Annotated in this window: 24 protein-coding genes and 1 pseudogene; 20 read left to right on the top strand and 5 right to left on the bottom strand. The window is 67.0% G+C overall.

Going from position 1 to position 26,344, the window contains the following annotated elements; all coding sequences use genetic code 11:
• Window positions 1–230: 230 nt before the first annotated feature.
• The 7 genes from KEC55_RS21655 to KEC55_RS21625 all read left to right on the top strand — a co-directional run bounded on the left by KEC55_RS21655 (window position 231) and on the right by KEC55_RS21625 (window position 7,815).
• A complete protein-coding gene (locus KEC55_RS21655; RefSeq protein ID WP_166953354.1) occupies window positions 231–539 on the top strand; it encodes a DUF485 domain-containing protein in 309 nt (102 codons plus the stop codon).
• A complete protein-coding gene (locus KEC55_RS21650) occupies window positions 536–2,266 on the top strand; it encodes a cation acetate symporter (RefSeq protein ID WP_282510598.1) in 1,731 nt (576 codons plus the stop codon). The genes KEC55_RS21655 and KEC55_RS21650 overlap by 4 nt, the downstream gene beginning before the upstream one ends.
• A gap of 451 nt (window positions 2,267–2,717) precedes the next feature.
• On the top strand, window positions 2,718–5,093 hold the full coding sequence (locus KEC55_RS21645) for an MCP four helix bundle domain-containing protein (protein WP_282510596.1): 2,376 nt from the start codon (window positions 2,718–2,720) through the stop codon (window positions 5,091–5,093).
• A gap of 22 nt (window positions 5,094–5,115) precedes the next feature.
• On the top strand, window positions 5,116–5,844 hold the full coding sequence (locus KEC55_RS21640; RefSeq protein WP_282511381.1) for a methyl-accepting chemotaxis protein: 729 nt from the start codon (window positions 5,116–5,118) through the stop codon (window positions 5,842–5,844).
• Window positions 5,841–6,422, top strand: coding sequence for a hypothetical protein (locus KEC55_RS21635; protein ID WP_282510594.1), 582 nt, complete (start codon window positions 5,841–5,843; stop codon window positions 6,420–6,422). Before KEC55_RS21640 ends, KEC55_RS21635 begins: the two co-directional genes overlap by 4 nt.
• A 32-nt stretch (window positions 6,423–6,454) precedes the next feature.
• On the top strand, window positions 6,455–7,414 hold the full coding sequence (locus tag KEC55_RS21630; protein ID WP_282510592.1) for a chemotaxis protein CheX: 960 nt from the start codon (window positions 6,455–6,457) through the stop codon (window positions 7,412–7,414).
• A gap of 35 nt (window positions 7,415–7,449) precedes the next feature.
• Window positions 7,450–7,815 (top strand): response regulator, encoded by a 366-nt coding sequence (locus tag KEC55_RS21625; RefSeq protein ID WP_006765703.1) that lies wholly within the window; start codon window positions 7,450–7,452, stop codon window positions 7,813–7,815.
• Between the two features lie 37 nt (window positions 7,816–7,852).
• On the opposite strand, the gene KEC55_RS21620 is transcribed toward KEC55_RS21625, so the two are convergent.
• Window positions 7,853–8,374, bottom strand: coding sequence for a DMT family transporter (locus KEC55_RS21620; RefSeq protein WP_282510590.1), 522 nt, complete (start codon window positions 8,372–8,374; stop codon window positions 7,853–7,855).
• A 90-nt stretch (window positions 8,375–8,464) separates the two neighbouring features.
• Between KEC55_RS21620 and KEC55_RS21615 the strand changes: the two genes are divergently transcribed.
• The 3 genes from KEC55_RS21615 to KEC55_RS21605 all read left to right on the top strand — a co-directional run bounded on the left by KEC55_RS21615 (window position 8,465) and on the right by KEC55_RS21605 (window position 10,564).
• Window positions 8,465–9,370 (top strand): LysR family transcriptional regulator, encoded by a 906-nt coding sequence (locus KEC55_RS21615; RefSeq protein WP_282510587.1) that lies wholly within the window; start codon window positions 8,465–8,467, stop codon window positions 9,368–9,370.
• A 140-nt stretch (window positions 9,371–9,510) separates the two neighbouring features.
• A complete protein-coding gene (locus tag KEC55_RS21610) occupies window positions 9,511–10,095 on the top strand; it encodes a hypothetical protein (RefSeq protein WP_282510585.1) in 585 nt (194 codons plus the stop codon).
• A 10-nt stretch (window positions 10,096–10,105) separates the two neighbouring features.
• On the top strand, window positions 10,106–10,564 hold the full coding sequence (locus KEC55_RS21605) for a DUF3592 domain-containing protein (RefSeq protein WP_282510583.1): 459 nt from the start codon (window positions 10,106–10,108) through the stop codon (window positions 10,562–10,564).
• Between the two features lie 12 nt (window positions 10,565–10,576).
• On the opposite strand, the gene KEC55_RS21600 is transcribed toward KEC55_RS21605, so the two are convergent.
• Window positions 10,577–11,458 (bottom strand): LysR family transcriptional regulator, encoded by an 882-nt coding sequence (locus KEC55_RS21600; RefSeq protein WP_282511379.1) that lies wholly within the window; start codon window positions 11,456–11,458, stop codon window positions 10,577–10,579.
• Window positions 11,459–11,593: 135 nt separating this feature from the next.
• On the opposite strand from KEC55_RS21600, the gene KEC55_RS21595 reads away from it, so the two are divergent.
• The gene (locus tag KEC55_RS21595) at window positions 11,594–13,003 is read left to right on the top strand and encodes an MFS transporter (RefSeq protein WP_282510581.1); all 1,410 of its coding nucleotides are present in this window, start codon (window positions 11,594–11,596) and stop codon (window positions 13,001–13,003) included.
• A 116-nt stretch (window positions 13,004–13,119) separates the two neighbouring features.
• On the top strand, window positions 13,120–13,914 hold the full coding sequence (locus tag KEC55_RS21590; RefSeq protein ID WP_282510579.1) for an enoyl-CoA hydratase: 795 nt from the start codon (window positions 13,120–13,122) through the stop codon (window positions 13,912–13,914).
• Between the two features lie 93 nt (window positions 13,915–14,007).
• Here the strand turns inward: KEC55_RS21590 and alr are convergent, their stop codons facing one another.
• The gene (alr, locus tag KEC55_RS21585; protein WP_282510576.1) at window positions 14,008–15,129 is read right to left on the bottom strand and encodes an alanine racemase; all 1,122 of its coding nucleotides are present in this window, start codon (window positions 15,127–15,129) and stop codon (window positions 14,008–14,010) included.
• A gap of 301 nt (window positions 15,130–15,430) precedes the next feature.
• On the opposite strand from alr, the gene KEC55_RS21580 reads away from it, so the two are divergent.
• A complete protein-coding gene (locus KEC55_RS21580) occupies window positions 15,431–15,802 on the top strand; it encodes an MAPEG family protein (protein ID WP_176045083.1) in 372 nt (123 codons plus the stop codon).
• 43 nt (window positions 15,803–15,845) lie between these two features.
• Here the strand turns inward: KEC55_RS21580 and KEC55_RS21575 are convergent, their stop codons facing one another.
• Window positions 15,846–16,793: a LysR family transcriptional regulator gene (locus KEC55_RS21575; protein ID WP_282510572.1), complete on the bottom strand. Its 948-nt coding sequence runs from the start codon at window positions 16,791–16,793 to the stop codon at window positions 15,846–15,848.
• Between the two features lie 119 nt (window positions 16,794–16,912).
• Here KEC55_RS21575 and KEC55_RS21570 point away from each other — a divergent pair, with 119 nt between their 5' ends.
• The 3 genes from KEC55_RS21570 (at window position 16,913) to glnP (ending at window position 22,323) form a co-directional block, all read left to right on the top strand.
• Complete coding sequence (locus tag KEC55_RS21570; RefSeq protein WP_282510569.1) at window positions 16,913–20,452, top strand: ABC transporter ATP-binding protein/permease; 3,540 nt, start codon at window positions 16,913–16,915, stop codon at window positions 20,450–20,452.
• A gap of 395 nt (window positions 20,453–20,847) precedes the next feature.
• The gene (gene glnH / locus KEC55_RS21565; protein ID WP_176045086.1) at window positions 20,848–21,600 is read left to right on the top strand and encodes a glutamine ABC transporter substrate-binding protein GlnH; all 753 of its coding nucleotides are present in this window, start codon (window positions 20,848–20,850) and stop codon (window positions 21,598–21,600) included.
• A 15-nt stretch (window positions 21,601–21,615) separates the two neighbouring features.
• Complete coding sequence (glnP, locus tag KEC55_RS21560; RefSeq protein ID WP_282510565.1) at window positions 21,616–22,323, top strand: glutamine ABC transporter permease GlnP; 708 nt, start codon at window positions 21,616–21,618, stop codon at window positions 22,321–22,323.
• 20 nt (window positions 22,324–22,343) lie between these two features.
• On the opposite strand, the pseudogene KEC55_RS21555 reads toward glnP, so the two are convergent.
• Window positions 22,344–22,496: pseudogene (locus tag KEC55_RS21555) on the bottom strand (zinc ribbon domain-containing protein); the annotation flags it as partial.
• A 56-nt stretch (window positions 22,497–22,552) separates the two neighbouring features.
• Between KEC55_RS21555 and glnQ the strand changes: the two are divergent.
• From glnQ to KEC55_RS21535, 4 genes are read left to right on the top strand one after another with little or no spacing between them, the layout of a single operon-like run.
• Complete coding sequence (glnQ, locus tag KEC55_RS21550) at window positions 22,553–23,281, top strand: glutamine ABC transporter ATP-binding protein GlnQ (RefSeq protein WP_282510563.1); 729 nt, start codon at window positions 22,553–22,555, stop codon at window positions 23,279–23,281.
• A gap of 20 nt (window positions 23,282–23,301) precedes the next feature.
• Window positions 23,302–24,351 (top strand): C45 family autoproteolytic acyltransferase/hydolase, encoded by a 1,050-nt coding sequence (locus tag KEC55_RS21545; protein ID WP_282510561.1) that lies wholly within the window; start codon window positions 23,302–23,304, stop codon window positions 24,349–24,351.
• 15 nt (window positions 24,352–24,366) lie between these two features.
• A complete protein-coding gene (locus KEC55_RS21540) occupies window positions 24,367–25,701 on the top strand; it encodes an aspartate aminotransferase family protein (protein ID WP_282510559.1) in 1,335 nt (444 codons plus the stop codon).
• A gap of 29 nt (window positions 25,702–25,730) precedes the next feature.
• Window positions 25,731–26,285, top strand: coding sequence for a carboxymuconolactone decarboxylase family protein (locus tag KEC55_RS21535; RefSeq protein ID WP_282510557.1), 555 nt, complete (start codon window positions 25,731–25,733; stop codon window positions 26,283–26,285).
• The last annotated feature ends 59 nt before the right edge of the window (window positions 26,286–26,344 follow it).

Below are 26,344 nucleotides of genomic sequence, written 5' to 3'. Positions count from 1 at the left end.
GCGGGCGGGGAGGTGAATCGCCGGGAGGCGATTGATTGTTTCCTGTCCGGCATGAATTCCACGCGTCGCGCCTGTCACGCATCTGCCTGCCATGCTGCCGCCACGCCCCGCACTGCTAGGGAAAACCATAGTGCCCGGAAGGCTGCCCGCGAAAGATCGAGTAAGCGCGCAGTCAGCTTCGCTCTTCAGAATCGCCGAACTCATTCAAAAAGCAAACCAGGAGACAGGCGATGCATGATGGGTTGGTCAAAAAAATCGAAGCGCATCCGAAGTATGCGCTGCTCAAGCGGCGGCGCAACACGCTCGGCATCTGCCTGACCGTGCTGATGCTGATCGTGTACTACGGCTACATCGCACTGATCGCATTCGACAAGTCGTTCCTCGCGAAGCCCGTGAGCACCGGCGTGACGAGTGTCGGCGTGCCGATCGGCATGGCGGTGATTGTGTTCACCGTCGTCATCACCGGCATCTACGTGCGCCGCGCGAACAACGAATACGATCAACTGACGCAGGACATCCTGCAGGACGTCGCCCAATGAAGAAGACTCTTTCGACGATGCTGGTCGCGCTGCTGGCCGCGAGCGCGTGCGGCGTGGCCTTCGCGGGCGGCGGCGATGTCGGGCAGACCGCCAAGCAGGCGACCAACACCACGGCCATCGTCCTGTTCGCGCTATTCGTGGCAGGGACGTTGTGGATCACCAAGTGGGCGGCATCCCGCACGCGTTCCGCGGCTGATTTCTATACGGCCGGCGGCGGTATTACCGGGTTTCAGAACGGCCTGGCGATCTCGGGCGACTACATGTCGGCGGCATCCTTCCTCGGCATTTCCGCCGCGGTGATGACCTCGGGGTACGACGGCCTGATCTACTCGATCGGCTTCCTGGTCGGCTGGCCGATCATCACGTTCCTGATGGCCGAGCGGCTGCGTAACCTGGGCAAGTTCACCTTCGCCGACGTCGCGGGCTACCGCTTCGAGCAGGGCCCGATCCGCAGTTTCGCCGCGGTCGGCACGCTGGTGGTGGTGGCGTTCTACCTGATCGCGCAGATGGTCGGCGCGGGGCAGCTCATCAAGCTGCTGTTCGGACTCGACTACTGGGTGGCCGTCGTCATCGTCGGTGCGCTGATGATGGTCTACGTGTTGTTCGGCGGCATGACGGCCACTACCTGGGTGCAAATCATCAAGGCGTGCATGTTGCTTGCGGGCGTGACGTTCATGGCGATCATGGTGCTCGCGCAGTATGGCTTCAGCCCGGAGGCGCTGTTCTCCCATGCCGTGGAGGTCAAGACCGCGATTGCCGCGAACGCGGGCAAGTCGTCGGACGACGCCACGCGTATCGGGTTGTCGGTCATGTCGCCAGGCGGGTTCATCAAGGATCCGATCTCGGCCATCTCGTTCGGCATGGCGCTGATGTTCGGCACCGCCGGCCTGCCGCACATCCTGATGCGCTTCTTCACGGTGCCGGATGCGAAGGAAGCGCGTAAATCCGTGTTCTGGGCCACCACCTGGATCGGCTATTTCTACGTGCTGATCTTCATCATCGGCTTCGGCGCGATCACGCTGGTGCTGACGAATCCGGAGCTGTCCGACGTGGCCAAGGGCGTGATCAAGGGCGGTGCGGGCACGGCCAACATGGCCGCGGTGCTGGTGGCCAAGACGGTGGGCGGCGACGTGTTCTACGGCTTCATCTCGGCCGTGGCCTTCGCGACGATCCTGGCGGTGGTCGCCGGGCTCACGCTGTCCGGCGCGTCCGCGGTGTCGCACGATCTCTATGCCACCGTCTTCAAGAACGGCAAGGCCGACAGTGCCGACGAGCTGAAGGTGTCGCGCATCACGACGCTGGTGCTCGGCGTGATCGCCGTGCTGCTGGGCATCGCGTTCGAGAAGCAGAACGTCGCGTTCATGGTGTCGCTGGCCTTTGCCGTCGCGGCATCGGCCAATTTCCCGGTGCTGTTCCTGTCGATGATGTGGAAGGGCTGCACCACGCGCGGCGCGGTCATCGGTGGGTTCCTGGGGCTGGTCTCGTCGGTGGGGCTGACCATCGTGTCGCCGTCGGTGTGGGAGGCGACGCTCGGTTATCCGAAGGGTTCGGCTTGGTTCCCGTACACGTCGCCCGCGCTGTTCTCGATGACCATCGGCTTCGTGGGCGTGTGGCTGTTCTCGGTGCTCGACTCGAGCGCGCGTGCGAAGGCGGAGAAGGGCGCATTCGCCGCGCAGCAGGTACGTTCGGAAACGGGGCTGGGGGCGACCCGCGCCAGCAGCCACTGACCGGCCGCCGGCCACGCCCGCCCCGGGGCCGACGATGCAGTGCATCGCATCGTCGGCCGCGAGGCGGGCGGTATCGTTTCATCCGCCCGTCGAATAATTTTCCGGCAATAAAAATCGCGAATTCAACCGGATTCGCCGATAATGCGCAAACGTTTTACGAAAGCCAGATTGCGGTTGAATTGCGGATCAAATAAATAAAAACAAATTATCCGCATCCCGGATTTTCCGGCCGCGCAGCAGCGCCGCACGAAGCCTTGAGGCAGAAGGTTAACGGCAGATCCCGGCAATACTTTAGGGTTCTTTCGCCACAATTATTCATTGCATTTTTATCAATGAACGATTGATTTCCGGTCATCGGAGCGTCATACACCATCCCCGATAATTCGGCGCTCACATTCTTTCAATAGACCAAAGGGCGATCGAAGCCGGATCGCTGCGGGGAGCTGTACTCATGACCATCCGTCATCGCATTACGCTGCTAGTCGTCCTGACGTTCTTCGCGCTGTCCGCGATCGGCATCTATGCCGTGTACCAGACACGCAAGAGCGCGTCCGAGGTGCGTCAGGTCACCCAGGGCATCGTGCCGAGCGCGCTCGCGTCGGCCGATCTCGTCGCCGATGTGAAGAACATCCAGATCGCGACGATGACGCTCGTCTACGCGCCCGACGCGAACACCGCCGCGCAAGCGCGCGACGAGCTGAAGGCGAAGCAGGCCGCGCTGCGCGCCGCACTCGACGTGCAGGCGAAATCGGCGGTCGGCCGTGCGCAGGAAGGCCTCGTCACGCAGGCGAAGGACAGCGTCGCGAACTATTTCGCGGCGATCGACGACACCGTGAAGATGAAGGCGGACGGCAAGGCCGAGATGGCGCAGGCCTACCTGTTCGCGAACGTCGCGCAGTATCGCGACGAACTCGAAAGCATCGTCGGCACGCTGCGCGTCGAGAAGAACCGCCAGAAGGACGATGCGATCAGTGCGCTGAACGGGATGCTCGCGACGACGGCGACCGCGATCGCGGGGGTCGCAGGCACGGTGATCGTGCTGCTGACCGCACTCGGCTTCGTGCTGTATCGCCAGATCACGCGCCCGCTGATCGGGATGCAGACTGCGATGAGCGAGATCGCGACGAGCCAGGATTTCACGCGCCGCGTGCCGGTGGGCAGGATGGACGAAATCGGCCATTCGATCGTCGCGTTCAACGGGATGATCGAGAAGATCCAGGAGAACGCCGCGCAACTGAAGCAGAAGACGGCCGACATCCAGGCGATGCTGCAGAACATGCAGCAGGGGATCCTGACCGTCGTCGAGGGCGGCGTCGTGCATGCGGAGTATTCGGCGTACCTCGAGACCATCTTCGAGACGAACGACATCGCCGGCCGCGACCTGATGGCGCTCGTGTTTGATGATTCGGCGATCGGCGCCGACGCGCGGTCGCAGGTCGATGCGGCCGTGCATGCGTGCCTCGGCGAAGACAGCATGAACTTCGAATTCAACGAGCACCTGCTCGTCAATGAAGTCGCGAAGCGGATGCCGGACGGCCGCGAGAAGTGGCTCGACCTGAGCTGGTCGGCGATCACCGACGAGACCGACACGGTCGTGCGCCTGATGCTGTGCGTGCGCGACGTGACCGAGATCCGCGAGCTGACCGCGCAGGCCGGCGAGCAGCAGCGCCGCCTCGAGATGATCGGCGAGATCCTGTCGATCAGCCAGGACAAGTTCCACGACTTCGTGCACAGCGCGAAGGGCTTCCTCAGCGAGAACGAGCGGATGATCCGCCAGCACGAGCGCGCCGATCATTCGATCGTCGCGGCGCTGTTCCGCAACATGCACACGATCAAGGGCAATGCGCGCACGTATAGCCTCCAGCACCTGACGAACATCGTCCACGAGGCCGAACAGGCGTACGACTCGCTGCGCCGCGCGGACGGCGGCCCCGAATGGAACCGCGACGCGCTGATGGACGATCTGGCGCGCGTGCGCGACGCCGTCGAACACTACGCGACGATCAACGCGGTCACGCTCGGCCGCAACGGCGATCCGGCGCAGGGCGGCGCCGATTTCCTGATGGTCGAGCGTGCGCATATCAGCGAGAGCCTGCGCGTGCTCGACGGCGCCGATCCGGCGAACGGTTCCGACTGGCACGCGGCACGCGATGCCGTGCGCCGCATGCTGAGCCAGCTCGGTACGCAGGGCATCGGCGATGCGCTCGGCGGCGTGATCGAGTCGCTGCCGTCGCTCGCGGCCGAACTCGGCAAGCCGGCGCCCGTCGTGCATATCGACAGCCACGGCCATCGTGTGCGCAGTGAGATCGCCGCGACGCTGAAGAACGTGTTCATGCACCTGCTGCGCAATTCGATCGACCACGGCATCGAATCGTCCGAAGAGCGGCGTGCGGCCGGCAAGGCGGCGTCCGGCACGATCGACATCGCGGTCGGCGTGGGCGGCGGTGAGCTGTGGTTCGTGCTCGGCGACGACGGCCGTGGCCTCGCGCTCGACCGGATTCGCGGCATTGCGCGAGAGCGCGGCTGGATCGACGCCGGCAACGAAGCGGCGCTGTCCGACGAGGATGTCGCCGAGCTGATCTTCCGGCCGGGCTTCTCGACCGCGCAAACGGTGACGGAAGTGTCGGGGCGCGGCGTCGGCATGGACGCGGTGCGCAACTTCCTGAAACGCGACGGCGGCGATATCGCGCTGCGCTTCACCGACGATCGCGCCGGCGCACCGTATCGAGCGTTCGAGACGATCGTGTCGCTGCCGGCGCGCTTCGCGGCGGACGGCACCGCGCACGAACAGCGTGCGCCCATCGTGGATATCGACGCAGCGGAGTGACGAAGTGATCGTGCAGGCGTGGATGATTCAGGTGGCCGCTGCGATGGCGGGCGGTGCGGTCGTCGCGGTGGTGGCGGCGGTCGTGTTTCGCGTGACGCGCGGGCGGCTCGTCGCGGCAATGTCGCACGACATGGACACGTTGCGCGGCGCGCTCGACGCGGCCGACACACGCGCGGAAGCGGCGGCGTCCGCGCACGCGGAGGCGGCCGACGCATGGGCGCAACGCGAGGCGCAGCTCGAGGATGCGCTGGCGCGCGAGGCGTCCGCGACCGGCACGCAGCGTGACGCACTGCAGGCGCTGTCGGCCGATCGCGTCGCGCTGGCGCAGCACGCGCAGAAGATTGCCGACGAAGCTGCGCGCCTGCGCGGGCTCGCCGGGACGTTCGAGCGCTGGCACGAGCAGATGATCTCGCTGACCACGCAGAATCAAGACATGCGCACGAAGAACCAGGAGCTGTCGGCGATCGTCGCGCACGTGTCGATCGTGTCGCTGAACGCGTCGATCGAGGCCGCGCGCGCAGGGTCGGCCGGACGCGGCTTCTCGATCGTCGCGAGCGAGGTGCGCGGGCTGGCCGCGCGCTCGCAGCAATTGTCGAACAGCTATCGCGACAGCCTGAACCGCAACGATCTCGTGACGGCCGCGACGTTCCAGGACATCCAGGCCGGCGGCAAGATGATCACGGCCGCGCTCGCGACCGTCGAGACGCTGGCCGGGCAACTGCACGCGCGCATCGAAGGAGAGGCGGCGTGATCAGCGCGCAGGCCAGGGCCGGTTTCGAGCGGATCTTCTTCGATGCGGCGCGCACGCGGCTCGCGTCCGGCGGCGCGTGCGACATCCGGCCGGCCGCCAGCCACGAACACGACGGGGACGATCGTGCGCGCGCGAGGTCGCGGTCGAAGCCGAAGGTGCCCGAGCATGTCGCGGTACTGACGATCTCGGCGCTGCATTTCCGTCTGCTGCTCGCGCTGCGCTTCAGCGACGACGACGCGACGCGCCGCCATTTCGCCGGCGCGAGCGCGGGCACGAGCAGCCAGCGGCCGCTGCCCGAAGCGTTCATGGAAGTCGCGAACCTGTGTTGCGGCGCGATCAACCAGGCGCTGATCGCGCCGTTCCCCGATCTCGGGATGTCGACGCCGTACCTGCTGAGCGGCGCGAGCATCGACTACCTGCCCGCGCTCGCACCCGACCACGTGGCCGCGTACGACCTGACGCTCGACGGCGACGTGCGGGTCGGCGCGACGCTGTGCGTGTGCGCGAACGCGCCGGTCGATTTCCATCTGCCGGACACGGCTGCCGTGGATACCGGCGGCGAGCTCGAACTGTTCTGACCGACCCTGACCGACCATTAGGAATCCGCGAGATGACCGAAGACCAACCCGTCAGCAAGGTGCTTGTCCTCGACGACAGCCGCGCACACGCCGATGCGATCAAGCGCTTCTGCGACGAGCACAACCTGGTCGGCCTGACCGTGCGGCGCAGCCGGCTGCTGAAGGTGCTGCGCTCGAACATCGACCTCGGCGCGATCCTGCTGGCCGAGGATTACGGCGGCTCGCCGGCCGAGAGCGCGATCATCGCAACCCAGATCGATGCGCTGCGCCCCGAGTTGCCGATCATCCTGCGCCGCGAATCGCTCGCGTCGCGCGACGGGCTGCCCGAGGCACTCGCGCGCGTGGCATGCGCGGCCTACGTCGCGGACGACATGACGCCGCTCAAGCGCGCGATCGACGAATACCTGTTCGGCCGCGATTATCCGAACGCGCTCGTGCGCGGCATCTCGGAGATCACCGAGGCGCGCATCGACAGCCTGTTCCCGGGCATGACGATCGAGCACGAGACACCGTGCATCGTGCGCGACCAGATCATCTTCGGCGAAGTGTTCAGCCTGATCGCGCTCGAAAGCGCGTGGTGCCGCGGCTACATGCTGCTGCAGACGAGCGAACAGCCGCTGCTCGACATGATCGGCGGCACGCGCGACGACGGCCGCGCGCCGGATTTCCGCGACGTGAACAGCGTGCTCGGCGAACTGACGAACCTCGTGTGGGGCGCGTTCAAGAACCGCTATCTCGGCGACGCCGAGGCACTGGCGCGCCATCCGGTGCAGGTGCCGCTCGTCGTCAATCACAAGCAGAAGTTCATCTCGTTCGGCGGCGACTGTCCGCAGCTCTGTTTCAAGTACCGGATGACCGATCCGGCATCGGGCCGCTCCGTCTGTCTCGACCAGCGCTTCGTGTTCAGCCTCAGCTGGTCGCCGGAGGATTTCCGCGAATCGGTGCAGGACGTCGGGCCGATGGTCGATTCGGGTGAACTCGAACTGTTTTGAATGTTGAAGTCGCAACAAGGAAAGGGGAATACAGCATGGCAAAGATTCTGGTGGTCGACGATTCGGGCACGGTGCGCGACGAAGTCGCGGGTTTCCTGCGCAATCACGGGCTCGACGTCGCGACGGCCGTCGACGGCAAGGACGGGCTCGCGAAGCTCAAGGCGACGCCCGGCGTGCGCCTCGTGATCAGCGACGTGAACATGCCGAACATGGACGGCCTGACGATGGTCGAGAAGATCCGCGGCGAACTGGCGAACACGTCGGTCAACGTCGTGATGCTGACGACCGAAAGCAGCCCGGCGATGAAGGAGCGCGGCAAGGCCGCCGGCGTGAAGGGCTGGATCGTGAAGCCGTTCAAGGGCGACGCGGTGCTCGACGCGCTGAAGAAGCTCGCAGGCTGACGCGCATCGGGCCGCCGCGGGCCCGCCACCTGCGCCGTCAAGGCTGCGGTTCGGGTTGCGCGGCTGCCGCGTTGCCTGCCGCAACCGGCGCGGGCGTCTGCCACTGCACGACGATCATCCCCGCGAAGATCAGCGCGACGCCCGCGATGCGGCCGGGCGTCGCGAGCCGCTGCGCGAGCCCCATCAACCCGTAGTGGTCGATCAGCAGCGACGCGAGCATCTGCCCGGCGACGACGCAGACGATGAAGGTCGTCGCGCCGAGCCGCGGCGTCAGGATCAGCGCGAGCGTGATGTAGATCACGCCCGCGAGGCCGCCGAGCCACATCCACAGCGGGCGCTGCAGTGCGTCGCCGATGAGCGGTGCGTTCGCACGCGTCGCCAGCAGCACCGGCAGCACCGCCAGCAGGCTGATTGTCAGCGACGCGACGCTGGCCCACAGCGGGTGGCCGAGCGCGCGCCCGAGCGCGGCGTTGCTGCCGCCTTGCAGCGGCACGAGCGCGCCGGCGACGAACGCCGCGACGGCGAGCGGAAGGGTGGCGAAGGAAAGTGGAGTCGTCATCTTGGTCGGTCTTGAAAGGGTGTCGAAAAGATTGTCATCCATTAAGATGGCGAATGGAAATTCGTCTTTCGGATGCTTCATATTCGTGCCATGAATAATCTCGCCCGCATTGACCTGAACCTGCTCGTCACGCTGCATGTGTTGCTGAGCGAACGTCACATTTCGCGCGCGGCGCTCCGGCTGCACCGGAGCCAGCCGGCCGTGAGCCATGCGCTCGCGCGGCTGCGCGAGATCTTCGGCGATCCGCTGCTCGTGCGGCGCGCCGGTCGGCTCGAGCTGACCGCGCGCGCGAACGAACTGGTCGAGCCGCTGAACGACGTCCTCGGGCGGCTCGGCGCGCTGATCGAGCCGCCGGCTTTCGATCCGTCGGCGGCCACGCGGGTCTTTCGGATCGCGATGTCCGACTACGGTGCGCGGATCGTGCTGCCCGCGCTCGTGAAGACGCTGCGCGCCGACGCGCCGGGCATCGAGCTGATCGTGTCGCAGGCCACGCGCGAGGCGATGCGCATGCAACTGATGGACGGCGAGGTCGACCTCGCGCTCGGCGTGCTGCCAACATTGCAGCGCGACCTGCATGCCCAGCCGCTGTTCGTCGAGTCGTTCGCGTGCGTGGCCGACGCGAGCCGCCTGCCGCGCCGCGGCGAACTCGCGCTCGACGCTTGGCTCGCGCGGCCGCACGCACTCGTCGCGATGCGCGACGGGATGGACAACGAGGTCGATCGCGCGCTCGCGCGGCTGCGGCACGAGCGGCACATCGCGGTGATCCTGCCGTTCTGGGGTGTCGCGAACGACCTGATCGCGGGCACCGATCTCGTGTTGACCGTCGCGCGCCGCAATCTCGATCGCGTGCGCGACGACGCGCGCCTGCGCGTGTTCGACCCGCCGTTCCCGATCGATTCGTTCGAGTTCGCGCAGCACTGGCATGAACGCCGGCACGGCGACGCCGCACACATCTGGCTGCGCCAGACGATCGCGCGCGTCGCGAGCGGCGGGTAGCGACGTCGCATAGCCGGCGGCGCTCGCAATTTACAGCGCACCATGATGTCCGTATCCTGCCGGATGCCGAGGGCGGCGTGCTTGCGTGTCACACGCAGCACGCCCGGCATCCACAACAATCAGGAACGGGATACCTTCCAATGAAAATCAAGATCGATCGGGCGACACTCGCGCGCGGCGCATGCGTGACGCTGGTGGCTGCGCTGATGGGCGGATGTGCAGGCACCGGGCAGCAGAATGCACCGCAGGCTGCCGCCGGCAGCGGTTCGTCCTATACGTGCAACCCCACGCAGGTCGACGGGCAGGCGACGGCCGGAAAGGGCGTCAACGGATGCTATTTCGTGCTGCACGATCCCGCGACGAAACAGGCGCTGCCGAACACGCACTATGCGTTTGCGCTTTACACGAGCGCGGCCCAGGACAGCCGGGAACTCGAAGTCGAAGGCACGACCGACGCACAGGGGCGCACGGTCTACATGCGTTCCGCCGCGCCGATCGATGCGTCGCGCATGATACTCGTGCGCATGATCGGCGATGGCCCGACCGGGCGTATCCCGGTGCTGGTCCGGCCGACCGACGGCAAGCGCATTCCGTTCGCGCAATACAAGGTCACGGGCTGCAACGGCCCGTACGAAGGCGTGACCGACGAAACGGGGCGCGGCGTGATGTACCGCTGCAAGACGCAGTCGAAGATCGACGTGTCGTTCTATCAGTCGCGTCCCTGAGGCGAGCGAGATGGTGTCCGAGTCCGGCCGCACCGCGGCGCAGCGCATGGAGATGCTGGTCGCGAAAGGCGTCCTGTTTTCCCTGGTCGGCGCGGGCTTGCTGATCGGCGTCGCGCTGTATGCGCAGTCGACGCGCGAATTCCTGCGGACGTCGGTCGTCGTGCCGGGCCGCGTCGTCAAGCTGAATGCAGGCCCGCATCATCCCGAGATCGCATTCACGACGCTCGCGGGCGAGCACGTCGAGTACCCGCAGGGCGGTGAGGTCAGCGAGCAGGACGGTGCGACGGTCGAGGTCCGCTACGCGCCCGACGCGCCCGCGATGACCGCGCGGTTGAATACGTTCGGTGCGATCTGGGGCGACGTGCTGATCTTCGGTGTGATGGGCACCGTATTTTTCGGCGCGGGCGTCGGGCACCTGTGGTCGGGCGTGCGCATGTGGCGCAGCGGGCGCCAGCCGGCCGCGCGCTGACGCGGCGGCCCGCTACCGGGCGGCGGGCCCGGCGGTCGCGAATTCGTCGACGACGGCTTCGATCACGGCCTGTACGCGCGCGGTCTTGTAGAGATCGGCGTGGGCGACGAGCCACACGTCGAAATGATTGCAGCGCCGCGCCATCAGACGCACCAGTTCCGGCTCGGCATCGGCGCGAAAGCACGGCAGCTCCGCAACGCCGAGCCCCGCCAGCGCGGCTTCCACCAGCATCATCGTCGACGATGTCTGGAACATCACGCGGCCGCGCGAAGTCGGTTCGCCGCACAGCGCGTCCCACATCGTCGGCACCACCGGCTGCTGGTACATCACCAGATCGTGTCCGTCGAACGCGCTACCCGCGACCGGTTCGCCGCGCTCGGCCAGATAGCGGCGCGATGCGTAGATGCCCGTTTCGAGATGCCCGAGCCGCCTGACGATCAGGTCCGGCGATTCCGGCCGTAACGTGCGGATCGCGAGGTCGGCTTCGCGGCGCGTGAGGTTGGCGATTTCCGCCGACGTCACGCACACGACGTCGATCCCGGCATGCCGGCGCCGCAGGCGGGCGATCGCCGGCACCACGAAACGCTTGCCGAGCGAGTCGGTCGTGGCGATGCGCACGGACCCGGCCAACTGCTCGTCGAGCCCCATCACGCGGCGCTCGATCGTGAGCGACGCCCGTTCCATCGTTTCGGCCGGCTCGAGCAGCGCTTCGCCAGCGGTCGTCAGCACATAGAGGGTCGGCGTGCGCAGAAACAGGCGGGCCGAGAGTTCGTCCTCGAGCGCGGCGATCCGGCGTCCCACCGTCGCCTGATCGACATTCAGCTGCGCCGCGGCGCCGCGCAGCGTGCCGGTGCGCGCCAGCGCGAGGAAGAAACGGGCGTTGTCCCAGTTCATGCGGATCGATTGAGTCATCAGACAGTCGGCGGCGGACGGGCAGGGAGATGCAGATCTGCATCAGGCAAATGCGAAATTATCACTTTTCTGCATCGCGCACCGTTCCTAGACTCCCGGCATCTGCCTGGAGGTGTCATGTCCGATTGCAATTCCGTTTCTGCTTCCGTTCCTTTGACGGCCGCGCGCCGTCCGACGGTGCGCGAGCAGCGCTTCACGCTGGCGCTGGTCGCGATCGGCATGTTCATGGCGGTCCTCGATTCGACGATCGTCAACGTGGCGCTGCCCGCGATGCGCACGAGCCTGGGCGCGACGGTCGCCGAACTCGCGTGGATCGTCGACGCCTATACGCTCAGCTTCGCCGCGCTGATCCTCGCGGGCGGCGCGCTGTCCGACCGGTTCGGCGCGAAGCAGGTGTATCTCGCGGGGCTGGCGCTGTTCGTCGCCGCATCGGCGGCGTGCGGCGTCGCGCCGTCGGTGGCGATCCTCGTGGCTGCGCGCTTCGTGCAGGGCATGGGCGCCGCGCTCTTTTTACCCGCGTCGCTCGCGGTCGTGCGCAGCACCTTCGACGTGCCGGCCGAGCGGGCGCGGGCGATCGCGGTCTGGGCCGGCATCGCGTCGGTCGCAGTGGCTGTCGGGCCGGTGCTGGGCGGCATCCTCGTCGACGATTTCGGCTGGCGCAGTGCGTTCCTGATCAATGTGCCGACCGGCGCGGTCGCTTTTGCCGGAGCGGCCATGCTCGTCGCGGCGTCGACCGCGCGGCATGCACACCCGTTCGACTGGGCCGGCCAGGGTGTCGGTGCGGCGGCGCTTGGCGCGCTGTGTTTTGCGGTGATCGAATTGCCGACGCGCGGGCCGGGTGCGGCGGAAGTCCGCTGCGCGCTGCTGGCCGCCGCGTGCGCGGCAGCCGTGCTGGTCGTGGTCGAGCGGCGTGCGCGTCATCCGATGGTGCCGCTGGCGTGGTTTCGCAATCGTGTTTTCGTCGCGATGAACCTGATGGGCAGCCTCGTCTATGTCGGCTACTTCGGGTTGCTTTTCGTGCTGAGCCTGTACCTGCACGGGCGCTTCGGCATGAGTGCGCGGCAGACGGGGATGACGCTGTTGCCGTTCGCGCTGAGCCTGTCGCTCGGCAACCTGTTGTCGGGAAAGCTGCACGGCCGGGTGCGCCCGGTCACGCTGATGGCAAACGGTCTCGGGATGGCGGCGCTGGCCATTCCGGCGATCGCCGTCGCGCTTACGCTGCGTGCGCCGTGGCCGGTGGTCTGGGCGGCCATGGCCGCATTCGGCACCGGAACCGCGTTGTCGGTGGCGCCGATGATCTCGACCGTGCTCGAACAGGTGCCCGCGGATGCGGCAGGCGTGGCATCCGGTTTCCTCAATGCGGCGAGACAGGCCGGAAGCCTGTTCGGCGTGGCCATCGCCGGCGCCGCGACGATACTGTTGCCGGATCTGACCGACGCGCTGTGGGCGGTCGCGGCGCTCGGATGCGTCGCCTATGCGACCGCCGCCTTTGCCGCACGGACGGCCGGCATGACGAAAGGCGCGTGACTGGACGCGACGCGGAATGTGGAGGACCATTTCATCGACCGGCCGCGAACGCGCGTATGCGCTGGCCGCACGTTTGTGCCGAAACGAATCCTGCCGCATTCGACGAGCGAACCACCATGGAACCCGATCAAGAGACTGCCGAGCCGATCCTGCTGCGCGACGCGCATGACGGCGTCGTCACGCTGCGGCTGAATCGCCCGCAGCAATTCAATGCGTTATCCGAGGCAATGCTCGCGAGCTTGCATGATGCGTTCGATACGCTGGCGGCCGATCCGCACGTGCGCTGCGTTGTGCTGGCCGCCGAGGGCAAGGCATTCTGCGCGGGCCACGACCTGCGACAGATGCGCGGCAAGCCGGAACTCGACTACTACCGCACGCTGTTCGCGCAGTGCAGCCGCGTGATGCTCGCGATGCGCGCATTGCCGGTGCCGGTGATCGCGCGTGTGCACGGCATCGCGACGGCGGCCGGCTGCCAGCTCGTTGCCGCATGCGACCTCGCGATCGCCGCCGATACCGCACGCTTCGCGGTATCGGGCATCAACGTCGGGCTGTTCTGCTCGACGCCGGCCGTTGCGCTGAGCCGCAACGTTACCGCGAAGCGCGCGTTCGACATGCTCGTGACCGGTCGCTTCGTCGATGCGGCGACGGCTGCCGCGTGGGGGCTCGTCAACGAGGCCGTGCCCGAGGACGCGCTCGACGCGGCCATCGCGCGCAAGGTGGCGGAGATCGTCGCGAAGAGCCCGGCCGCGGTGCGGTATGGCAAGCAGATGTTCTATCGCCAGCGCGAGTTGCCGCTCGATGAAGCCTATGCGTATGCGGGCGATGTGATGGCGCGCAACATGATGGAAGAGGATGCCGGCGAGGGGATCGACGCGTTCCTCGACAAGCGGAAGCCGACATGGCGTTCGTAACGCGCTCCCGGTGACTCGCGCGCCGGAACACCGGAACGCAAACGGGCCGCCCGAGGCGGCCCGCAATCAACGCAGCAGGTGCATCGACGCCGATCAGCGCCCGTAGCTCCCCGTGCGCAGCGCCGGCTGCACGGTCGACGCACCGGGCGGCACGATCACGACCGGCACGCGGGGCGCGAGCGCGCACATCAGCTCGTAGCCGATCGTGCCGCTGGCTTCCGCGACATCGTCCACCTTCACCTGGTCACCCCACAGCTCGACGCTCGACCCGATGCCCGCGTTCGGGCACGGCGTCAGGTCGACGGTCAGCATGTCCATCGACACGCGGCCGACGACGCGCGTCATCACGCCGTCCACCGCGATCGGCGTGCCGGTCGGCGCGTGGCGCGGATAGCCGTCCGCGTAACCGCACGCGACGACGCCGACCCGCATCGGCTGGTCGGCCGTGAAGCGGCGGCCGTAGCCGACGGTTTCTTCCGGCGACAGCGTCTGCACGCCGATGAGCTTGCTCGTCAGCGTCATCGCGGCCATCAGCGGCGTGTCGGCGATATGCCGTGACGCGCCCGTCGGCGATGCGCCGTACAGGATCGTGCCGGGCCGCACCCAGTCGCGGTGCGCGCGCGGATGCCACAGCACGGCCGCCGAATTCGACACCGAGCGCTCGCCCGGAATCCCGGCCGTGGTCGCGTCGAACTGGTCGAGCTGCCAGTCGACTTCGCCTTCGTCGGCATTGGCGAAATGCATCATCAGCGTGATCTTGCCGATCGACGGTGCGCTCGCCGCTCGCTCCCAAGCCGCACGGAAAACGTCGGGTCGATAGCCGAGCCGGTTCATCCCGGAGTTCATCTTGAGCTGGATGTCGATCGGCTGTTGCGGCTTCGCGGCGATCAGCAGGTCGAGCTGCTCGTCGCAGTGCACGCTCACCGTCAGCCGGTGGCGATCGGCCAGTTCGACGTCGGCCGGCTCGAAGATACCCTCGAGCAACAGCACGGGCTTGTCCCAGCCGAGTTCGCGCACGCGCACGGCTTCGTCGAGATCGAGTAGCGCGATGCCGTCGGCGGCCGCGAGGCCCGGGTAGATGCGCTCGATGCCGTGGCCGTACGCGTTGGCCTTGATCACGGCCCACACGCGCGATTGCGCGGCGGTGCGGCGGATGAAGTCGAGGTTGTGGCGGATGGCGTCAGGGCGGATGTGGGCGACGATGGGACGGGGCATGTGATGGCTCGGGTCGGATGTCGTTCGGCGCGCGGCGGCGCGGATTGAAACGGCGGTCTGGCGCGATAGTGCGTCAGACCAGTGTTGAGCGCTATCTTATTGGTGTTCGACCAGTTTTAATTAACGTATTTATCGACGATTTGGTGGAAATTTTGGCGGTCATGCGGATCGGCCGCGGCCGCCCGTGGCCCGTGCGGCCGAGTCTCCCATCTAGAAAACCGGTGCGCGAACAGCGCGGCGCAATGCTAAGCTCTCGGCGATCTTGTCATTGATCAATGTAATCATAACGGAGGAGACTTTGATGACGACGTCCCAGCTGTGCCTGTTCATCGTGGCGGTGTTGCCGTTCCCGATGACGTTCCTGGCCAAGGCCCGCAAGGGCTACGACAACCGCGCGCCGCGCGATTACCTCGCGAAGCTCGAAGGCTGGCGCGCCCGGGCCCAGGCCGTGCATCAGAATTCATGGGAAGCGCTTGCGCTGTTCACGGCCGCGCTGGTGGTGGCATGGCACAACGGCGCGAACGTGCATCGCGTCGACCAGCTCGCGATGGCGTTCGTCGCGATCCGCATCGTCTATGCGCTGATGTACCTGCTGAACTGGGCGTCGCTGCGTTCGCTGGTGTGGTTCGGCGGGATGGCGTGCGTCGTCGCGCTGTTCTTCGCTACGCCGTAAGCAGCCGGCACGCCATGCGAGGCCGGCTTCACGTGCCGGCCCGTCAGGCGCCGCCCGCGCCCCGTGCGTGACTGTCGTTGGATGCGGGCGCAACCATCTTCGCGACGAACGGCGGCGCTTCCGCCTCGCTGCGCAGGAACGCGATCAACGGATCGAGCAGCCGGTGCCGCGTCGACGGATGGCGGCGCAGCACGAAACACCACGATGCATCGCGTGCGAGGCCCGGCACCAGCGGCACCAGGCGTCCGCTGCGCAGCTCGGGTTCGATCAGCGGCACGCGGCCGAGTGCAATACCTGCACCGCCGACCGCCGCGCCGATCACCTGGCTGAAGCTGCTGTAACGGACGATCTTCGTTTCGAAATCGCCCGGCAATCCGAATTCCGACGTCCAGTTGCGCCAGTCGATCTCGGGGCTGTCCTCGTGCATTTCCTGCAGCAGCCGCGAGCGGCACACGTGCCCCGATGCGTACGGAAACAGTTCGGGGCTGCAGACCGGAAACACGGTTTCCCGCAGCAGCACGTCGTCGTCGGCTCGCAGCCGGTGCGCAGGCACGTGCACGATCGCCAGATCGACGCCGCTGCGCGCGAAATCCGGCTCTTCGTCGAGGACGACGGCATGCAGCGGTGTGTCGGGATGAAGCGACGAGAATTCCGCGAGGCGGCGCGCGAGCCACATCGACGAAAACGGCGCGTTGGCGGACACGGTCAGCCGTTGCGCGGTGCCGCGAATCTCGGCACAGGCGTCGGTGAGACGCGACAGCGCATCGCTGACGGCCGGCAGCAGGCGTGCGCCGGCCGGCGTGAGGCCGATGCCGCCCAACCCCGTGCTGCGTTCGAGCAGCCGCGCACCCAGCGATTCCTCGAGCGAGCGGATCTGGTGACTGACCGCGCTGGTCGACACGTTCAACTCGACCGCTGCACGCGCGAACCCGCCGAGGCGGACGGCCGCTTCGAAAGCACGCAGTGCGCTAAGGGGAGGAAGGTGCGACATGGCGGGTATTGTAGTTGACTCAACACCCGTTGAAAAATCATCTTTTGCCGCGCGTGGGCGGCGCGGGTAGCCTCGATCCGGTCAAGAAAAAAGCAACGAATCACTGACCGGAGGGCAACATGTATTTCGACCGACGACTATGGGCAATGATGGCGGGACTGCGCTGGCGCGTGGCCGCGGCCGTCGCGCTCGGGCTGCTCGCGATGGGTGTCGGCATCCTGCGTTTCGTCTTTCTCGGGCGCGTGCTGGCGCTGGTTTTTGCCGGCGCGCCGGTACGCAGCATCGGCGAAGCCGTCGTTGCAACGGCGGCCTGCGTGCTGTTGCGCGCGTGGCTCGACCATCGCCGCACGGTGCTCGCGCAGCACACGGCCGGACGCGTACAGGCCACGCTGCGCGCGCGGCTGTTCGACCGGATCGCCGCGCTCGGTCCTGCGTGGTTCAGCGGCGAGCGCACGGGCGGCGTGATGCTGGCCGTCGTCGACGGCGTCGAGCAGCTGCAAACCTTCTTCGGCGTCTATCTGCCGCAGCTCGTGATCGCCGCGTGTGCGCCGGTCATGATCTTCGCGGTGCTCGCATGGTGGGACGTACCGACGGCCGCGATCCTGCTGGTCGCGGCGCTCGTGACGCTCGCGCTGCCGCAGCTCGTGCATCGTGCCGACAAGCGTGCGGCGCTCGCGCGCTCGGCCGCGTTCAAGGCGTTCGGCGAGGAGTTTCTCGACGCGGTGCAGGGCCTGCCGACGCTGAAGGCGTTCGGGCAGAGCACCGCGTTCGGCGCGAAGCTGGCCGCGAAGGCGCGTGCGCTGTCCGACAGCACGTTCTGGGTGCTCGCGCTCGGCCTGCTGACGCGGCTCTTCACGGATCTCGGCACGGGCCTGGGCGCGGCCGCGGCGATCGCGGTGGGCGCATGGCGCGTGCGGCATGGCGACATGAGTCTCGAAGCATTGCTGATCGTGCTGATGGCCGGCAGCGAAATCTTTCGGCCGCTGCGCGACCTGCGTTCCGTATTGCACCAGGGGATGATCGGCCAGTCGGCCGCGAACGCGATCCATGCGCTGCTCGACGCGCGCAGCCAGGCACCGGCGGCCGACGTGCCGCGCGTGACGGGCTTGCGGCCGGAGCTCGCGTTCGACGACGTCAGCTTCGCATATCCTGGGCGCCGCGCGGATGCGCATGCGGCGCTGAGCTTCACGGTTCGCGAAGGCGAGACGGTCGCCATCGTCGGGCCGAGCGGTGCGGGCAAGTCCACGATCGTGCGCCTGTTGCTGCGCCAGCACGACGCACAGGGCGGTGCCGTACGGATCGGCGGCCACGACGTGCGTACGCTCGATGGCGACCAGGTGCGCGAAATGATCGCGGTCGTCGCGCAGGACGCGACACTGTTCGATGGCAGCGTGGCCGATAACCTGCGCCTTGGCCGCCCCGATGCAAGCGATGCCGACATGATCGCGGCCGCGCGCGCCGCCAACGCGCACGATTTCATTTCGGCGCTGCCCGACGGCTACGCGACGCGCATCGGCGAACGCGGGCTCATGCTGTCGGGCGGCCAGCGCCAGCGCATCGCGATTGCCCGCGCGCTGCTGCGCGATGCGCCGATCCTGCTGCTCGACGAGGCGCTTTCGTCGGTCGATGCGGAGAATGAAGCGCTGATCCAGCAGGCGCTCGACCGGCTCACGCGCGGCCGGACGACGCTCGTGCTCGCGCACCGGTTGTCCAGCGTGATCGGCGCAGACCGCATTCTCGTGCTCGACCAGGGGCAGGTGGTCGACGAAGGCACGCACGCGGCGCTGATCGCGCGTGACGGTCCGTATCGCCGGCTGATGGGGCCACAACTGGAGGCGGTCGCCGAATCCGTCGGCGCGGCGGCGACGGCAGGCACCACTGCGCGTGCGTCGTCGGGTCCGCAGGTGCGGCCGCTGAACGACGACGCGGCGACGATCGGCTGGCCGGAAACGTTGCAGACGCTGCTGCGCTTCGTGCAGCCGTGGAAGGGCAAGGTGGCGCTGACCGTGCTGTTCGGGATCGGCCGCGTGCTCGCGTTCATCGGCGTCGGCGTGATCGGCGCACTTGTGGTCGGTGCGGTGTCGTCCGGCCACGTGAGCACCGCGCTCGTCGTCGCGCTGCTCGTGATCGCGCCGGTGGCGGCCGTGCTGCACTGGCTCGAATCGTGGCTCGCGCACGACATGGCGTACCGGCTGCTCGCGGAAATGCGCATCGCGCTGTTCGCGACGCTCGAACGCCTCGCGCCGGCCGGGCTGCTGCGCCGCCGTTCCGGCGATCTCGTGTCGCTCGCGACGCAGGATGTCGAGACCGTCGAATATTTCTATGCGCACACGCTCGCGCCCGCGTTCGTCGCGGTATTGGTGCCGGCCGCCGTGCTGGTGCTGCTCGCGTCGATCGCATGGCCGCTCGCGCTCGTGCTGCTGCCGTTCCTGCTGTGGGCTGGGCTGGCGCCCGTGCTCGCGCGGCGCGACGTCGACCGGCTCGGCACCGGCGCGCGCGAAGCGCTCGGCCAGCTGGGCGCGCACCTGACCGAAACGATCCAGGGGCTCGCGGAACTGACCGCGTTCCAGGCGATCGTGCGCCGGCGGGAAGCGTTCCTGGCCGAGGTCGATGCGTATCGCCGGCAGCGCGCGAAGCTGCTCGACGACCTGTCGACGCAGAGCGCCGCGCTGGAAGTCGCGAGCGGCCTCGGCGGGCTGGCCGTCGCGGCGCTCGGTGCGCTGCTGTGCGCACGCGGCTGGTTTCCGCACGCGTCGTTGCCGCTGCTGGTGCTGGTCGCCGTGGCCGCGTTCATGCCGGTGGCCGAAATCGGCCAGGTTGCGCGCCAGCTGGCGGACACGATCGCGTCGACGCGCCGCTTGCGCGCGCTGGAGAAAGAGCCCGTGACCGTGACGGACGGCACGCACGCGATGCCCGGTAATCCGGCCGTGCGTTTCGAGGCGGCGTTGTTCACCTATCCGGGCCGCGGCGTGCCCGCGATCGATCGCGTGAGCTTCGAGGTGCCGCCGGGCAGTACGGTCGCGCTGGTCGGTGCGTCGGGCGCCGGCAAGTCGACGGTCGCGAGCCTGCTGCTGCGCTTCTGGGATCCGCAGCAGGGCCGCGTGACGCTCGGCGGCGTCGACCTGCGCGACCTGCGGCTCGACGACCTGCGGCAGCACATCGCGCTGGTTGCGCAGGATACCTACCTGTTCAACGACACGCTCGAAGCGAACATCCGGCTCGCCGCGAACGACGCGTCCGGCGCGGACGTGCAGCGCGCGATCGACCATGCGGCGCTCGGCGATTTCGTTGCGCGGCTGCCGGACGGGCTCGCGACGCGCGTCGGCGAGCGCGGCGTTCAGCTGTCGGGCGGCCAGCGCCAGCGCGTCGCAATCGCGCGCGCATTCCTGAAGGATGCGCCCGTGCTGATCCTCGACGAGGCGACGTCCCATCTGGACACGATCAGCGAGCAGCAGATCCGCGCGGCGCTGGAAGACCTGATGACGCAGCGCACGTCGATCATCATCGCGCACCGGTTGTCGACCGTGCGCAATGCCGACCTGATCCTCGTGATCGAGCAGGGCAGCGTGATCGAAGCGGGAAGCCACGTGGACCTGCTGGCACGGCAGGGCGCGTATGCGCGGCTCGTGTCGCATCAGGCGAGCGGGGTGGCTGCGTGAGCGACGCAGCATCGGCGCATCGCGGTCCGGCAAGGTCACGGTCATCCCGCAACACGCGTTGAGTTGCGCCGGCGATTGCCGGCTCTGTGCGCACAGGCCATCGCGGCCCGTCGCCGCCATCTTCTCCCTACGCGCTGCCATCCGCGGTAGCGCGATCCGGCGGGGCGTCCTGTCCCGCCATCTTCCCGTTTCCTCTGATCAATCCGCTCCGCACGGCCCGGGTTTGTCTCGATGCATTTATCCGTTGCGGATTTTTTTGTTGTCGTAGTATCGCGTTTGACAACACATGTTGCACTAAGGTCTAATTCGACATCGCATGTTGCGGTGCGGCCTGATGTCGTCGTTACCGCCGGCCAGCTGGCCGGTTACATCGCCCAATCATGCGGAGAGAAACCATGAGTCGCCGTTCCTTCCTGAAAGCCGTCGCGGTCGCCGCCGCGCTCGGCGCAAGCATCGCCCACGCGGATACCAAGACGCTCGTCGTCGGGACCGATACGTCGTTCATGCCGTTCGAGTTCAAGCAGGGCGACAAGTACGTCGGCTTCGATCTCGACCTGTGGGCCGAGATCGCGAAGGACCAGGGCTGGAAGTACACGATCCAGCCGATGGATTTCGCGGGCCTGATCCCGGCGCTGCAGACGCAGAACATCGACGTCGCGCTGTCGGGGATGACGATCAAGGAGGAGCGCAAGAAGGCGATCGACTTCTCCGCGCCGTATTACGACAGCGGGCTGGCCGCGATGGTGCAGACCGGCAACACGTCGATCAAGTCGATCGACGACCTGAACGGCAAGGTGATCGCCGCGAAGACGGGTACCGCGACGATCGACTGGATCAAGGCGCACCTGAAGCCGAAGGAGATCCGCCAGTTCCCGAACATCGACCAGGCCTACCTCGCGCTCGAAGCCGGTCGCGTCGACGCGGCGATGCACGATACGCCGAACGTGTTGTTCTTCGTGAACAACGAAGGCAAGGGCAAGGTGAAGGTTGCGGGCCAGCCGGTCAGCGGCGACAAGTACGGGATGGGTTTCCCGAAGGGCAGCCCGCTCGTGCCGAAGGTCAATGCGTCGCTCGTGAAGATCAAGGCCGACGGCCGCTACGCGCAGATCTACAAGAAGTGGTTCGGCGCCGAACCGCCGAAGATGTAAGCGAGACGGCGCGCCATGGCGCGGCCGGGTGGCCGCGCCGGTCTTGAATCGAACGGAGAGCGACAAGTGAATTTCGATTGGTCGGCGATTTGGGCGGCGTTGCCGGACCTGATGGACGGGGTCCGGTTGACGGTGTTCATCGCATTTTTCGGGCTGGTGGGCGGCTTCATCGTCGGAATGGTCGCGGGCATGTTCCGCGCTTACGGACCGAAGGCGATGAACGTGCTCGCGCAGGTCTATATTGAGTTGATTCGCGGCACGCCGATCGTCGTGCAGGTGATGTTCCTGTACTTCGCGCTGCCGCTGCTCGCGCATATCCGCATCGACGGCCTGACGGCCGCGATCATCGCGATCACGGTGAATTCCGGCGCGTATCTCGCGGAAGTGGTGCGCGGTGCGCTGCTGTCGATCCCGAAGGGGCTGACGGAAGCAGGGCTCGCGATGGGCTTGTCGATGCCGCGCGTGCTGCTCAAGGTGGTCGGGCCGCTCGCGTTCCGGCGGTTGATTCCGCCGCTCGGCAACCAGTGCATCGTGAGCCTGAAGGACACGTCGCTGTTCATCGTGATCGGTGTCGGCGAACTGACGCGCAAGGGGCAGGAAATCATCGCGGGCAATTTCCAGGCGGTCGAGATCTGGAGCGCCGTGGCTGTGATCTACTTGATTCTTACCGGCGCAATGACGTTGACGCTTCGGGTCGTCGAAAAGAGGATGCGCATCCTTTGACGTCCTTGCCTCTCTGAATGGAGAGGGGCAATTCCCACAACTGGCGATGCACGTCCGCATCGGAGAATGTTCAACGCAGCGTTGATATCGCGATCATGCACGACACCACAGCCACTGCAGGCCCACTCTCTTATTCGCAGCCCCGCGATGCCTTTCGGTCGCGTCGTGCTGTCTGTCAACAACGATTCATTCCGCCCTGTCAGAAATTGAACGTGTCCTGGAGCATCCTATGAGCATGATCGAATTCCAGAACGTGTCGAAGAGCTTCGGCCACGTGCCGGTGCTGAAGCACATCGACCTGAAGATCGACGCGGGCGAGGTGGTCGTCGTGATCGGCCCGTCCGGTTCGGGCAAGTCGACGATGCTGCGCTGTATCAACGCGCTCGAGAAAATCACCGGCGGCGAATTGCTCGTCGACGGCCAGAGCGTGCGCGGCAACGCGACGACGATCCGCAACATCCGGCTCGAAGCCGGCATGGTATTCCAGCAGTTCAACCTGTTTCCGCAAATGACGGCGCTCGAGAACGTGATGTTCGGGCCGATCCAGGTACGCGGCGCATCGCGCGCCGAAGCACGCGACCAGGCGATGGCGCTGCTCGACAAGGTCGGCCTCGAATCGCGCGCGAATCATTACCCGTCCGAGCTGTCGGGTGGCCAGCAGCAGCGCGTCGCGATCGCGCGTGCGCTCGCGATCCGGCCGCGGTTGATGCTGTTCGACGAGCCGACGTCGGCGCTCGATCCGGAATTGCGCCACGAAGTGCTGAAAGTGATGCAGGATCTCGCTAACGAAGGGATGACGATGATCGTCGTCACGCACGAGATCGGCTTTGCGAAGCGGGTCGGCACGCGGCTGCTGTTCATGGATCAGGGCGGCATTGCCGAGGACGGCCATCCGGTCGACCTGATCGACCGGCCGCCGACGCCGCGCCTGAAGGAATTCCTGAAACACGTGTCCTGAACGAAACCGAAATAGCCGACATGCCGCTTTCCCTTTCCCCCGTCATCGCCGGTGCGCCGTTCGACATCGGCGTGCGCCTCGGCGAGCTTGCCCGCCCCGTATTCGACACGTACATGCAGCAGAGCAGCGCATGGCAGGCCGTGCGCCGCTGGCGCGGCCATCCGTTCGTCGATGCGCTGCGGCAGGCCGCGCTGGCCGCGTACCCCGATCTTGTCGCGGAACTGGACGGGATCGCGGCGGGCATCGGCTGGCCGGCCGAGGACATCTTCCTGTGGAACTGCCGCGGCGAGCTGATCCACAACGCGCCGGACGGCTGCACGACGCTTGCCGCGCGCGACGTGGCCGGTACACGCTGGATCGCGCACAACGAGGACGGCGATCCGTTCCTGCGCGAGCGGTGCCTGCTCGTCGACGTGCAGCCGGTGGGCAAGCCGGGGTTCATCAGTTTCTATTACCCCGGTTCGCTGCCGGGCCATACGTTTGCCGCGAACCGCGCGGGTATCGCGCAAGCGATCAACAATCTGCGGATCAAGACGCCCGCTCCGGGCGTGCCACGCATGATCCTCGCGCGGGCGGTGCTCGACGCGACGTCGCTCGACGCGGCCGCCGACGTGTTGCGCGTGAATGCGCGCGCGAGCGGTTTTCATCATACGCTCGGCGCGACCGGCGACACGCGGCTGTTGAGCATCGAGGCGAGCGTCGCACGTTGCTCGGTCGTCGACGTGGCGAGGCTTGCCGGGCACGCGAATCATCTCGTGCATCCGGGCTGTGAAACAGAAGCGCAGATCGTCACGCAATCGTCGGCCGACCGCCAGCGCCGCGTCGACGCGCTGACACCCGGCATCGACGCGATCGACGAAGCCGCGCTGCTCGACGTGCTCGGCGATCGCGCGCCGGAAGGGCTGCCGATCTACCGCGACGATCCGGCCGACCCCGACGACGAGAACACGCTGGCCACGGCCGTGTTCGCGATCGGTGCGACATCGATCGACTTCACCATTCACCAACACGGCACGCAGCGTTTCGCGACGCGCATCGTGCCGTCCGGACGCGCGCACGACGCGTCCTGATCCATGAGGCAACGCATGACGACCGTTTTCCATCGCGCTCCGCGCGCCACCTTGCCCGTTGCCGTCGCCGGCGACGGCATCGAGATCATCGATTCCACCGGCAAACGCTATATCGACGCCTGCGGCGGCGCGGCCGTGTCGTGTCTCGGCCACAGCAACCAGCGCGTGATCGACGCGATCAAGCGGCAGGTGCAGCAACTCGCGTACGCGCATACGTCGTTCTTCACCACCGACGTGGCCGAGGAACTCGCCGACCGGCTCGTCGCTGCCGCGCCGGCCGGCCTCGAACACGTGTACTTCGTATCGGGCGGCTCCGAAGCGATCGAGGCCGCGCTGAAGCTCGCACGCCAGTATTTCGTCGAGAAGGGCGAGTCGCAGCGCCGGCATTTCATCGCGCGGCGGCAGAGCTATCACGGCAACACGCTCGGCGCACTCGCGATCGGCGGCAACGCCTGGCGGCGCGAGCCGTTCCTGCCGCTGCTGATCGAAGCGCACCACGTGAGCCCGTGCTATGCGTACCGCGACCAGCAATCGGGCGAAACCGACGAAGCGTATGCACAGCGTCTGGCGGACGAGCTTGAACGAAAGATCGTCGAACTCGGCGCGGAAAACGTTGCGGCGTTCGTCGCGGAAACGGTGGTCGGCGCGACGGCTGGCGCGGTGCCGCCGGTGCGCACGTATCTGAAGAAGATTCGCGCGGTGTGCGACAAGTACGGCGTGCTGCTGATCCTCGACGAGATCATGTCGGGGATGGGGCGTACCGGTTATCTGTACGCATGTGAAGAAGACGGCGTCGCGCCCGACCTGCTGACGATCGCGAAAGGGCTCGGCGCAGGCTACCAGCCGATCGGCGCAACGCTGGTGAGCGACCGCATCTACCGGACGATCGTCGACGGCTCGGGCTTCTTCCAGCACGGCCACACGTACCTCGGCCACGCAACCGCCTGTGCGGCCGCGCTCGAAGTACAGCGCGTGATCGCCGAAGAGAAACTGCTCGACAACGTGAAGGCGCGTGGCGAGCAACTGCGTGCATCGTTACGCGAGCATTACGGCGCGCATCCGCATGTGGGCGACGTGCGCGGCCGTGGGCTGTTCGTCGGCGTTGAACTTGTGCGCGATCGCGACACCAAGGCGACGTTCGATCCCGCGCTGAAGCTGCATGCGGCGGTCAAGCGCGAAGCGATGCAGCGCGGGTTGATGGTGTATCCGATGGGCGGCACGATCGACGGCGTCCACGGCGATCACATCCTGGTTGCGCCGCCGTTCATCAGCACCGCGCAGCAGATCGATACGATCGTCGAGCGACTGTCCGGCGCGATCGGCGCGGCGCTCGCGTCGGCCGGTGTGTGACGGCCACCGAACCTCACCGGAACATCAACATGACTGACAGATTGCCTCCGTTCGATCCCGCATCGGCCACCGATGAGCAGAAGGCCGTGCTGGCCGACATCCTCAGCGGCCCGCGCGGCAACCTGAACGGGCCGTTCCTCGGCTGGATCGCGAGCCCCGAGCTGGCCCAGCACGCGCAGAAGCTCGGTGCGTTCTGCCGCTATCGCACGGGCCTGCCGCTGCGGCTGTCGGAGCTTGCGATTCTCGTGACGGCCGCACGCTGGCGCTCGCAGGCCGAGTGGCACATCCATCATCCGATCGCGCTCGATGCGGGCGTACCGGCGGCGACGGCCGACGCAATCCGGCTCGGCGTCGCGCCCGCATTCGAATCGGACGACGATGCGCTGATTCATGCATTCGCAAGCGAGCTGTACGATACGAAGCGCGTCAGCGACGCGACGTTCGCACGGGCGCAAGCGCGTTTCGGTCACGAAACCGTTGTGAATCTCGTTGCGTTGCTCGGCTACTACGCGCTCGTTGCGATGACGCTGAATACGTTCGGCATGCGCGCGGACGGGCAGACGGAATTGCCGTTTCCGGAGTAAGGGCGGCGCTTCGATCGTGCCGGAGCAGGGCAGCAATACGTCTGACGAACGTCACGCCG

The organism is Burkholderia cepacia, assembly GCF_029962485.1.
In the GTDB taxonomy this organism is placed as follows: Bacteria; Pseudomonadota; Gammaproteobacteria; order Burkholderiales; family Burkholderiaceae; genus Burkholderia.
Note: the sequence above shows the minus strand (reverse complement) of the source record. Positions and strands in the feature narration are given on the sequence as shown.